This is a genomic window from Flavobacterium anhuiense (assembly GCF_050990855.1).
GTDB classification, from domain to species: Bacteria; Bacteroidota; Bacteroidia; order Flavobacteriales; family Flavobacteriaceae; genus Flavobacterium; species Flavobacterium anhuiense_C.
Map to the genome: position 1 here is coordinate 4,571,951 of NZ_CP158861.1, position 11,934 is coordinate 4,583,884.

An 11,934-nucleotide genomic window follows, 5' to 3' on the forward strand; every position below is an offset into this window, starting at 1 on the left:
TACCTTCCCGAAACATTTCTACAAATTCATATATTTACTTTGAGATTATTAATCATTCTATGAAAAAATACTACGCCATTCTTTTTATATTTTTCGTTTCAATAATTAGCTGTGAGAAAAATAAAACCGTAACTAATACATCAGAATTAGATACAACTAAAATTGTTAAACCTCTACCTCCATTTGATTGTAAAAAATATATAAACAATGTTCCTAAAACTGATAGTTTGTGTAATGGTGAAATTGAAAGAGCAAAAAATGATCTTTCAAAATTCGATGGAGTCTATGTTCAAACAATATGTTTTGGGTGTGATTTTAAACCTTATGAAGAAGAAATTAAAGAAGTTCTTAAAAAGAAGAAATTTAAACTTGGTATTCAGGATATTGGCTGTGTGAGATATGAGGGACAAACACAAGGCTGTTATAGCGCTTATATAGATTTGAAAATGGAAGAAAAATATGGCGAAAATTATAAATTGGAAATAGAAAATGAAGCCATAAAAATTCTAATTAAGAATATAAATACCAATGATAAAATTATTAGTATCTATGATTTAGAAAAAACCGAAAAACCACAATTATTAAATTATAATGTTGAAATTGAGAGTGATTATTATACAACTATAAAGACAGATTTGCCTATAAATAAAAATGGTACTCACTATCTTTTTGTTGATATAGATTTCATTGTAGAAAAAAATGGAACAATAAGTAATTTAAAAGAAAGTAATTGGGTGAATGAGAATGGTATTAATAAAAAATACGAAAAAGACTTAATTAATCTAGCCTTAAAAACCCTTAAAAAAGATTACAACAATTGGAAACCTGGAACCTATAAAGGAAACAAAGCCAGAGTACAAAATAGTTTAAGGATTAGTTTTCAATAAAATGCAAATTGCTTCCAATAATAACCAATTTTTGTAACTCAGATGTGCGATTTCTCCTTCGTCGAAATAACAAAATAAAACTTATTCTTCTTACTTTTGACAAAGAAAAACTTAGTGTTTTCGAACCTTTACGCCACAATAATTAATTAAATTTTAAACGAATGAAGAAAATAGCATTTTTAGCGCTTTTAGCTTTAGTATTTACAAACTGCAAACAAAACAATTCAGAGAAAGAACTAGAATCTACTAAAGTTGCAGTTGATACTGTTGCCGTAGCCAAAGAAGAAATAAAAGAAGAGAATCCAGAAGATGGAGATTGTAAGGATATAGAAGTGGAAATGGGATCTGGTAGAGAATGTATTCTAAAAGATACAGATATTAATCAGGTTTATCAAAATATCATTAAAAACAAAGAAGTAGATGAAGCTGAGTTTTATTTAACTACTCTTCCGACTGAAAAAAAATCTATCGAAGTAAATAAAGAGGGATTAATCTCTATTGATTATGAGGTTACTAAAGACAAAGTAGCCATTACGATGAATTATGAAGGCGGTGTTACTGAAGTAACGATTGAAAAAATAAACAATACCGTTAAAAGAAGTATTTATCATTATGCTGATTAATACAAATAATTAATATTCTTTTTATAAACCGCAATGAAACTTTTTGTTTTTTAGCGGTTTTTTATTTTCTGTAAAGTCACTAATAAATAAGAGGATTGGCTAAATTTCTCGCAAAGACGCAAAGTCACAAAGAAAAAACTTAATAAACTTTGCGTCTTTGCGAGCACTATTGTGCAGTTTGCATCAAACAAAAAACTTATCTAATTTAGTCTTTAGCAAAAACAAAGAACAAAAAATGACTTTCAATAAAGAAACTTACCTCAACAATCTAAAACTATATTTCGAAAGTTATGCTCCCATTTCTGAAAAGTCTTGGAAATTGATTGAAAACTTGACCGATTTTCAAACCATAAAAAAAGGGGAAATATTGTTGGAAAATGGGGAAATATGCAAAAATATGTATTTTATTGCAAAAGGAATTCTGCGCACTTTTATTACCGACGAGCAAGGAAATTTCTATAACAAAAACCTTTTTCTCGAAAATAAACTGGCATGCTCTAAAGTTTCATCAATACTCCAAACTCCTTCCAATTTTACGATCGAAGCTTTAGAAGATTGCATTTTAATCCAACTTGATTACCAAAAATATACAAAGCTGATTAACGAAAATGATGATCTTAAAAGCTTTTATATTGCCTATTTAGAAAAAAATTGGATTATCGAAAAAGAACAAAGAGAAGTTGCCCTTGTTATGCAGAACGCAACGGAAAGATATGTCAAATTTTTAGACAAACATCCTGATATTGCAGATCGCGTTCCGTTATTGCATATTGCGTCACATTTAGGTATTACTCCAACACAGTTAAGCCGAATCAGAAAAAATCTGGAAAAAGATTTGTAAATCAACATATGTAAAGGTTTTTCAGGAAAGCTAATTTTATCTTTGTTCTAGATTTAAATTCGATACCAAAAAATGAAAAATATAAACCTTGCAAAAGATAATATCGACAACCTTACAGCGCTTTGGCAAACGGTTGCCACTCCTCTCCTTTCTTACCATAAAAATGATCCATTTCAATTTAGCCAAATAAAAAACTCAGGCTGGCCCAACCGATTGTGGTTCCGAGAAGATATTACAGAAGCAAATTTGCCGCAGATTCTTGAACTTATAGATCAAAATCCAGGTTTGATTATTCCGTATTGGGATATTTTCGGGAGCGATTCAAAAGAAATTTTCGAGAAAAACGAATTCAAAATACGAATTCAGCTGATGGCAATGGCTTTAAAACTAGGCGAAAAATTTCCAGTTGAAAACAATCTTACTTTCAAAAGGGTTTTAAACGAAGAAGATGCCAAAACCTGGTCAGACATTTATCCGCTATCTTTTAGTTATATAATTAGCAAAGAAACATTGATTTATAATTATGAAAATGTCAGGTTTTATCTGGTTCATTTAGAGGATAAGCCAATAGGAACTCTTACTCTTTTTCAAACCGGCAACGTTATGGGAATTCATGGTGTGGGCGTCATTCCTGAAATGAGAAAAAGAGGTTTTGCAGAAGAAATCATGAAATTTGCCATCAACGAAGCAATTGATGCTGGCACTGAATATGCACATTTGCAAGCTTCACCTTTAGGAAAAGGCATTTATACCAGATTAGGTTTTGAGGATTTGTTTTTAATCACCAATTATTTTTTAAATTCCAATATTTAAAAATTCCAAATTCCAATACTACTTATCGTATGTCATCCTGAGCGAAGTCGAAGGACACATGCTAAATCTATAAAGCATGTCCTCACTTTAGGAATTCTTCGACTCCACTCAGGAAGACAAAACTCTTGTGGCTTACTTTGTGAAAAATATTCTCTCGCAGATTGTGCAGATTGTGCAGATTTGTTTCTCGCAAAGACACAGAGGCACAAAGAAAAATTTTAAAACTTTGCGACTCTGCGTCTTTACGAGAAATTCACCAATCTAAAATCATCAATCTAAAATCTAAAATTTTAATTCTGTCCAAAATGCCCCTAAAATAGTCGCAAATGCGTATTTCTTTAAAAAGAAAACATTATTAGATTTGTAATACATTAACTGATAACCTTTTAAACAAATACCCAATGAAGACTACAAAAATTATTTTTTGGACTACCACTATTCTTATTTTTTTATTTGAAGGCGTTATGCCGGCTTTAACATCTCAAACTGAATTGGCAAAAGAAGGAATCAAACACTTGGGTTATCCAGAGTATTTTGGAAATGCTTTAGTTGTGTTTAAAATCCTCGGAGTTTTAGCATTAATTATTCCGCAAGTGCCAGGACGCATTAAAGAATGGGCATACGCAGGATTTGCTTTCGATTTTATATTTGCATCAATAAGTCACTTTGCAGTAGATGGAATGGATTTTCAAGGTTTCTTTCCTCTAATCGTTTTTGCAATTTTAATTGTATCGTATGTAACATATCACAGAATACAGCGTTATAAAAACATAGCCCTTTAAAAATCAAAACTTTATGATTGAAGTTTTTAAAACAAATGTTCAAGAAGAATCTCAGTGTTCAATCATCATTGAGAGGCTTCTTGAGCATTATCCAAATAGCTCGATCAACTTCGATTTAGAAGATTGCGACAAAATTCTTCGCGTTCATGCCCCAGCCTTTTCGAATACCAAAATTATCGACATTTTAAATTCGCACGGTTACTTCTGCGAAGCGCTTCCCTAAAAATTAACACTTCTCAAATACCTGACATATAGTATTTTAATATTTTTTATTGTATATTTGAAGGAGTATCATTTCCCCTAATTCTATAAATTTAATTTCACAGATCCTGTACTGAGGTTTTTATTAAACCAATCGGTATACATCAACTGTCGAATTTTCAATTTCTAAAATTAAAAAAAATGAAGAGCGCTATTCAAAATACTATACTGGAAACCTACAGTAAATTGCACGATTTAGTTTCCTCTTTTTCTAAAGAAGAAATCAATATTGTTCCGTTTGAAGGGAGCTGGACTGCTGGACAAACCACACAGCATATTATTCTGGCCTGCTCTGGATTAACCACACTGTTTGCAGGAAAAACAGAAAAAACAACCAGAGAGCCTGATGAAAATGAAAAACCTCTTGATGCTATATTTTTAGACTTCACTACCAAATACCAATCACCCGAAAACATAAAACCTCCTGATATCGAGTACGAAAAAGGTACGTTGCTGGCTTCTGTCAAAAAAATACAAAATGATTTATTTGAAGCTGCAGAAACTTACGACTTAACCTTGACTTGTTTAGATGCTAAAGTGCCTGGATTTGATTATTTCACAATTTACGAATGGCTGCATTTTGCCATTGTACACACCCAGCGACATATACAGCAGTTAAAAGCGATTTACGAACCTATTAAAGAACAATAAGATCCACTTAAAATTAATTTTATGAGATCAAAAGTTAGAACCATTGTTTCATCTGGTTTAGTTGCAGGAGCATTAGATATTACTGCCGCTATTTTGATTTATGCGGGAATATTACATAAAACAACAGCAGAGAAAATTTTACAGTCTATTGCCAGTGGCATTTTTAAAAAAGAGGCATACACAGGAGGTACAGAAATGACACTTGCAGGTTTAGGGCTCCATTTCCTAATTGCTTTTATTTTTGCATGGTTTTATTTTAAGATTTTCCCTTACATCCCATTTTTCAAAATAAACACTTTACTGTCGGGCATCTCTTATGGTTTCTTTATTTGGGTGGTAATGAATCTTGTTGTTCTGCCCATTGTGTTTCCGGTTTTACCAGAGAAGAATTTAGATTTTCCGCTTTTGCTTTCTATTCTAATAGTAATATGCTGTGTCGGGATTCCGATTGCTTTTATAACTCGAAAGTATTATGCGAAGTGGTATTGAGGTAAGGTGCAAAGGAACAAAGGCTCAAAGGTGCAAAGGCAAAACTTTGAACCTTTGCAACTCTGAACCTTTGACCCTTTAAAATCAAACTTTTCTTCGTCCTGTAATTAGTGAAATAATAAACAGAACTAAAAAGATAAAGAATAAAACTTTTGCGATACTTGCGGCTCCGGCAGCAATACCGCCAAAACCAAAAATTCCGGCTATAATAGCAAGAATGATAAATATAACTGTCCAACGTAACATAATATTGATTTTTTAAGTTCTTAATATGACTGTTTTATAAGCCTTTTTTGTTATTTCAAATTTCTTTTATTCCTACAAATCTTGTTAACTCTATACACTTAATTATTATCCCTATAAAACTAAACTAAAGCTAGAGTATACGCCACTTTCACGATTATTTGCAAGCCTTACAGAATTACCATGTTTATGCTTTTGAGTTAATTTTTTGATCGATTGGATTAATTGCCGCTTTTATACTAAAGTAATTTTAGATAAAATTATTTACAGTAATGAAAGAAGCTAAAAAACATGGTGTCATTTTAGAAAAAACAGATCGAAATTTTGAGGAACTAGGCGTTTTAAATCCAGCCGTTTATCAAGAAGGAAATACTGTTCACCTGTTTTACAGAGCCGCAAAAAGAGGAAATTTTTCAACCATTGGCTATTGCCGTTTTGAAGGGCCAACCACTTTAGTTGAACGAAATACACAGCCAATTTTTGTTCCTGAGTATATATATGAAATTCATGGCGTAGAAGATCCTAGAATTACTAAAATAGACGATCGGTTTTACATGACCTATGTTACGTATGACGGAATTAATGCTTGTGGTGCTTTAGCGGTTTCAAAAGATTTAAAAATTTTTAAGAAGAAAGGAATTATCACACCAAAATTTATGCTAAACGAATTTACAAATCTAATTCGAAAGCATTTGCAAAATCCTAAAGTCGCAAAGATTTTAGCTTTTAATACAGAAAGAAATTATCCTCTAACAGAAACCATCAAAGAGAATCTTTTTGTTTGGGATAAAAATGTGGTTCTTTTTCCGAAAAAAATCAATGGAAAATTTGTTGCTCTGCACCGCTTGTTTCCATCAATTCAGATTTTTTCGTTTGAAAAGAAATCAGAACTGACAGAAGATTTTTGGAAAGACTACCTAAAAAATCTTCCTGATCATATTCTAATGGAACCGAAATACGATCATGAAACAAGTCACATTGGTCCAGGAGCCCCGCCAATAGAAACAGCAGACGGCTGGCTTTTAATTTATCATGCTGCTGAAAGAAGAGAAAAAGGTTTGGTCTACCACGCTGCCGCAGTTTTACTGGATTTGGAAGATCCTTCAAAAGTGATAGCTAGACTGCCTAAACCGATTATCACTCCTTCAGAATATTACGAACGACATGGTTATGTCAATTACGTGGTTTTCCCGACCGGAACAGCCATTTTTGATGACCAACTATATATTTATTATGGCGCTGCCGATGATAAGATTGCGGTGGCATCTTTGAACCTTAACGAGTTATTAACCGAACTAAAAATGAATCCTCATGAAAACAATATCAAATAAATCAAAAATCGTTTTTTTATCTACTTTTCCGCCTACGCAATGCGGCATAGCAACCTATACTCAAGATACTATTAAAGGTATTACAGATGTTTATGGTAAATCTATCAAATGCGAAATATGTGAACTTGTTGATAAACCCAAAGACCAACCAACACAAGCATTTACCTTAAACACAAAAAATCGAGAAGAATATGCTAAAGTAGCTGAAGAAATTAATCAAGATGAAGCCGTGAAATTAGTTCACATTCAACATGAATTTGGTTTGTTTTCAGGAAATTACGGAGATCATCTTTTGGATTTTTTAAATACCATTAAAGTACCTGTTACGTTCACTTTTCATAGTGTAATTCCGAACCCGAATGACGAACTGAGAACATTCGTAAAGTTGCTTTTGAGCTATAGTAATTCGGTTTTTGTGATGACTAATAAATCTAAAGAAATTTTAATTAATGACTACGACATCAATGAAGAAATAATTACTTGCGTACCTCATGGAACCCACATTGTGATCTATGAAACTCCAGAACAGGCAAAAGAAAAATTAAATATTCAAGATAGATTAGTTTTAGCTACTTTCGGACTTTTGGGCGAAGGTAAAAATATAGAAACAGGTTTACAGGCGTTGCCAAAAATTGTCGAAAAAGCACCAAATGCCTTATATCTAATTATTGGCAAAACACATCCAAATTTAATAAAAGATGGAGTTGATGCCTACCGCGATAAGCTAGAAGATTTAGTTAAAGAATTAAATCTTGAAAACAATGTTCGCTTTGTAAATCAATATTTAGATACCGATGCGCTTTTAGAATATTTGAAAGCAACAGACATTTATATGTTTACCTCAAAAGACCCGAATCAGGCAGTGAGCGGCACTTTTGCTTATGCAATGAGCTGCGCTTGTCCGATTGTGGCTTCTAAAATTCCTCACACAAAAGAAGTTTTAACTAAAGATGCCGGAATTTTATGTGACATTGGAGATTCAGATCAATTTGCAGCGGCAGCTATCAAACTAATTGAAGATAAAAATTTAAGAAACGAAATGGGAATCAATTCGTTTACCAAAATGAGAGCTACTTCATGGGAAAATGTCGGAATTACTCAAATGAATACGTATAAAAAACTGATCAAAAATCCGTCAGAAATCAAATACAGCTATCCTCCTATTCAATTAAAACATATCAAAAAACTAACGACCGAATTAGGAATTATTCAGTTCAGTAAAATTTCTATTCCAGATTTAGATTCAGGATATACTTTAGATGATAATGCACGAGCTTTAATTGCGTTCTGTATGCATTACAAACAAACGCAAGACAAAGATGATCTGGCTTACATTTTAATTTATTTGGACTTCATTCAACGTTGTCAAAAACCAAAAGGAGACTTTATCAATTATGTCGATCAGGAAAACCGAGAGCATGTAGAACAAAATGCCGAAGTAAATCTAGAAGATTCTAACGCAAGAGCGATTTGGGCATTAGGCACCGTTGTTTCTATGTCTGATATTCTTCCGGAAGCGATTACTAAAAAAGCAACTACCTGTTTATTGAATTCTTTAAAATGGACAGAAACCATCCAGTCCCCACGTTCTATCGGTTTTGCAACGAAAGGTCTGTACTTATATCATTCTACAATTCCAAACTTGTACGTTGCGGCCATCATTAATAAATTAAATGCTAAACTTTTGGCCAACTACGAAGATACAGCGACAGAAGATTGGCAATGGTTTGAAAATTATCTGACGTACGGAAATGGGATTCTTCCAGAATCTATGCTTTATGCTTACTTGATTACCAACAAACCCGTATACAAAAAAGTAGCACTGGATTCTCTAGATTTCTTGATTTCTAAAACATTTGTCAAAGGAAATTTCAAAGCCATTTCAAATCAAAGCTGGCATCATAAAGGTTCAGAACCACATGAATATGGCGAACAGCCAATTGATGTTACTTATACCATTCAGACTTTAAATGCATTTTATAATGCTTTTAAAACACCTGATTATAAAAAGAAAATGAAAGCAGCCTTTAACTGGTTCTTAGGCAAAAATCATTTAAATCAGATCATGTATAACCCTGTAAGCGGTGGCGGTTACGATGGACTTGAAAAATACAATGTGAACCTAAATCAAGGCGCAGAATCTACTGTTTGCTATTTGACTGCAAGATTATTAATGGAAAAATTAGCTATGTCACAATCACGCGTCATTCCGTTGATGAAATCTCGAAGCGGAATCGCTATAAACTCTTAAATAATATTGAAGCTAACCAAATACTTCACTTTTTTAACCCTGAAAATCCCTTTTACCTAAAAGGGATTTTTTGTTTTAAGACGCAATCCAACGTCACTTTTCCTTTTTTATTGTGGTAATAGCGATGAAAATTATATAAACTTCCAAAAAAGTTGTGTAAGATTTTTTACTCATAAAAAAAGTAATTTTCATATAGAAAAATCAGGTTTTATAGCATTGGTTTTTTCAATTTATATCATTCACATTAAAACAAAACAATTTTGATTCTCGATATTAAAAATACATTCGCCGAAATTGGAGAAACCACCATATTCGCCAAAAGGTTTTTTAAGGAGGTTTTTATTCCGCCTTACGAAACGAGAGAATTCCTAAAACAATGTTATGTTATAGGATACAAATCTCTGCCTTTGGTTGCTATTACAGGTTTTATTATGGGGCTGGTGCTTACGTTGCAATCGCGTCCGACATTGGTAAAATTTGGCGCAGAATCTTGGCTTCCTGGAATGGTGGCGCTTTCGCTAATAAGGGAAATTGCTCCTGTTATTACCGCTTTGATCTGCGCAGGAAAAATTTCGTCAGGAATTGGAGCCGAATTAGGATCTATGAAAGTAACCGAACAGATTGATGCTATGGAAGTTTCAGCCGTTAATCCGTACAACTATTTAGTGGTAACAAGAGTTCTAGCCTGCACTTTAATGGTGCCTATTTTAGTGTTTTTTGCAGATGCAATCGGAATTATTGGCGGGTATGTGGGCATAAACATTCACGGTGATGTCAATTTTTACAGATTTCTAACGCAGATTGTTCAATCGCTAGAATATCTGGATCTACTGCCAGCAACACTTAAAACATTCTTTTTTGGTTTTTTTATCGGAATCATAGGCTGCTATAAAGGCTTTAATGCTTCCAATGGAACAGAAAGTGTGGGCCAGGCTGCCAATTCAGCTGTTGTGACGGCATCGTTAAGCATTTTTATTATAGATATGGTGGCTGTTCAAATAACCGATTTATTCTTTTAAGATGATGGAGGAAAAAGTACATAAGGAACCTAAGAAAAAAGAAAAAGATCAAACTCCGATTATCGAAATTAAAGATCTGCATAAAACTTTTGGAAAAGATAATGCCGTTTTAAAAGGCGTAAATCTCACTTTGAATAAAGGCGAAGACTTAGTCGTTTTAGGACGTTCAGGCTCTGGAAAATCGGTTACTATAAAATGTATTGTTGGGTTAATTGAACCTGACAAAGGAGAAATTAAAGTTTTTGATGAAAACGTTCTAAATATCTCAAAAAGCGAGCTGAATGAAATTAGAGTCCGAATCGGATTTTTGTTCCAAAGTGGAGCACTTTACGATTCGATGTCTGTTAGAGAAAATCTCGCTTTTACATTGACTAAACACAAACGCAATTTAAGTCATGAAGAAGTAGAAAGTGAAGTAATGGAAGCCTTAGAAAATGTTGGTCTCGCCGAAGCCGTAGACAAAATGCCATCTGAACTTTCGGGCGGTATGAGAAAAAGAATCGGTCTGGCGAGAACTTTAATCTTAAAACCAGAAATCATTTTATACGACGAACCCACAACCGGTTTGGATACGATAACGTCAAGGGAAATTAGTGAATTGATCTTGGACATTAAACACAAACAAAAAACTTCTTCGATTATCATTACGCACGATATGGCTTGCGCGAAAATGACTGCCGATCGCATTATAGTTTTAAAAGATGGCGTTATACACGCCGAAGGAACATACGAAGAATTAGAAAAAGACGAAGACGAATGGGTACGCTCATTTTTTGAATAAAGCAAAATAAATAATAGAAATCATGGAAAAGCAATCTGGATATACTTGGAAATTAGGAATGTTTGTAACGATAGGTTTACTGCTTTTTATAATGGCCGTATATTTTATAGGAAAACAACAAAATCTTTTCGGTTCTACCTTTCACATCAGCTCGCAGTTTAAAACAGTAAGCGGTTTAGAGGTCGGAAACAATGTTCGTTTTTCTGGAATTAATGTTGGAACTGTAGAACAAATTCAGTTAAAAAATGACTCGACAGTAGTGGTCATTTTGGTAATGAAAGAAGAAGTTCGAAAATTTATTAAAACAGATGCCACAGCCAGCATTGGTTCTGATGGTTTAATGGGAGATAAAGTATTGACTATTTCGCCAGGCGTAAAATCTCAAAAAATGATTGAAGACAACGGACAGATTGCATCTGTTGACGGCATCGAAATGCACGATATTATGAAAAGCGTAAAGAAAAGCGTGGATAATATTGGGGTAATTTCAGACGAAATTGCCATTTTTAGCCACAGCATGAATAACGGAAACGGCGCTTTAGCACGATTGGTTAAAGATGATAAAATGGCGAATAGCGTTTCAAATACGCTTGAAAATCTTGAATCTGGAACAAAAGGATTTAGTGATAATATGGAAGCCGCAAAAAGCAATTTCCTTTTGAGAGGTTATTACAAGAAAAAAGAGAAAGAAAAAGCTAAAAAAGTAGAAGAAGCAAAAGAGAAACAAGAAGAAGCGAAGGAGAAACAAGAAGAAGAAAAGGAAAAAGCTGCTAAAGAAAAAGAAAAAAAGGATAAAGAATTGAAAGAACAAAAAGAGAAAGAAGAAAAAGAAAAACAAAAACAGGAAGAAGCTAAAAAATAAATTTTAAATCCAAAAAGTCCAAATTCCAAATTCCAAATTCCAAAATCTAAAATCTAAAATCTAAAATCTAAAATCTAAAATTTTAAAAGCCAGTATATCA

At 33.1% G+C, this 11,934-nt stretch carries 14 protein-coding genes; 13 read left to right on the top strand and 1 reads right to left on the bottom strand.

From position 1 onward, the window contains the following. Positions 1–59 precede the first annotated feature (59 nt). The 8 genes from ABTV69_RS19785 (at position 60) to ABTV69_RS19820 (ending at position 5,347) form a co-directional block, all read left to right on the top strand. A complete protein-coding gene (locus ABTV69_RS19785; protein WP_433831877.1) occupies positions 60–887 on the top strand; it encodes a hypothetical protein in 828 nt (275 codons plus the stop codon). 161 nt (positions 888–1,048) lie between these two features. Beyond that, entirely contained in the window at positions 1,049–1,510 is a 462-nt protein-coding gene (locus tag ABTV69_RS19790; protein ID WP_433831879.1) for a hypothetical protein, read from the top strand. Between the two features lie 235 nt (positions 1,511–1,745). Next, a complete protein-coding gene (locus ABTV69_RS19795; RefSeq protein ID WP_433831881.1) occupies positions 1,746–2,351 on the top strand; it encodes a Crp/Fnr family transcriptional regulator in 606 nt (201 codons plus the stop codon). Between the two features lie 72 nt (positions 2,352–2,423). Then, positions 2,424–3,164, top strand: a complete 741-nt coding sequence (locus ABTV69_RS19800) for a GNAT family N-acetyltransferase (protein ID WP_433831883.1) — start codon at positions 2,424–2,426, stop codon at positions 3,162–3,164. A 401-nt stretch (positions 3,165–3,565) separates the two neighbouring features. After that, complete coding sequence (locus ABTV69_RS19805) at positions 3,566–3,946, top strand: DoxX family protein (RefSeq protein WP_433831885.1); 381 nt, start codon at positions 3,566–3,568, stop codon at positions 3,944–3,946. Positions 3,947–3,959: 13 nt separating this feature from the next. Next, positions 3,960–4,169: a hypothetical protein gene (locus tag ABTV69_RS19810; RefSeq protein WP_433831887.1), complete on the top strand. Its 210-nt coding sequence runs from the start codon at positions 3,960–3,962 to the stop codon at positions 4,167–4,169. A gap of 179 nt (positions 4,170–4,348) precedes the next feature. Further along, on the top strand, positions 4,349–4,858 hold the full coding sequence (locus ABTV69_RS19815) for a DinB family protein (protein WP_433831889.1): 510 nt from the start codon (positions 4,349–4,351) through the stop codon (positions 4,856–4,858). A 21-nt stretch (positions 4,859–4,879) separates the two neighbouring features. Continuing rightward, complete coding sequence (locus ABTV69_RS19820; RefSeq protein WP_433831891.1) at positions 4,880–5,347, top strand: DUF1440 domain-containing protein; 468 nt, start codon at positions 4,880–4,882, stop codon at positions 5,345–5,347. A gap of 84 nt (positions 5,348–5,431) precedes the next feature. On the opposite strand, the gene ABTV69_RS19825 is transcribed toward ABTV69_RS19820, so the two are convergent. Then, positions 5,432–5,593, bottom strand: coding sequence for a DUF1328 family protein (locus tag ABTV69_RS19825; RefSeq protein WP_008467744.1), 162 nt, complete (start codon positions 5,591–5,593; stop codon positions 5,432–5,434). Positions 5,594–5,862: 269 nt separating this feature from the next. On the opposite strand from ABTV69_RS19825, the gene ABTV69_RS19830 reads away from it, so the two are divergent. From ABTV69_RS19830 to ABTV69_RS19850, 5 genes are all read left to right on the top strand, one after another. Next, positions 5,863–6,921: a pesticidal protein Cry7Aa gene (locus ABTV69_RS19830; protein WP_433831893.1), complete on the top strand. Its 1,059-nt coding sequence runs from the start codon at positions 5,863–5,865 to the stop codon at positions 6,919–6,921. After that, positions 6,902–9,172 carry a glycosyltransferase gene (locus ABTV69_RS19835; protein ID WP_433831894.1) on the top strand — a complete coding sequence of 757 codons (2,271 nt, stop codon included), beginning with the start codon at positions 6,902–6,904 and terminating at the stop codon, positions 9,170–9,172. The genes ABTV69_RS19830 and ABTV69_RS19835 overlap by 20 nt, the downstream gene beginning before the upstream one ends. 260 nt (positions 9,173–9,432) lie before the next feature. Next, entirely contained in the window at positions 9,433–10,191 is a 759-nt protein-coding gene (locus ABTV69_RS19840; RefSeq protein WP_306159480.1) for an MlaE family ABC transporter permease, read from the top strand. A gap of 4 nt (positions 10,192–10,195) precedes the next feature. Further along, positions 10,196–10,972 (top strand): ABC transporter ATP-binding protein, encoded by a 777-nt coding sequence (locus ABTV69_RS19845; RefSeq protein ID WP_433836734.1) that lies wholly within the window; start codon positions 10,196–10,198, stop codon positions 10,970–10,972. 22 nt (positions 10,973–10,994) lie between these two features. Then, the gene (locus tag ABTV69_RS19850; protein WP_433831897.1) at positions 10,995–11,834 is read left to right on the top strand and encodes an MlaD family protein; all 840 of its coding nucleotides are present in this window, start codon (positions 10,995–10,997) and stop codon (positions 11,832–11,834) included. Positions 11,835–11,934 lie beyond the last annotated feature (100 nt).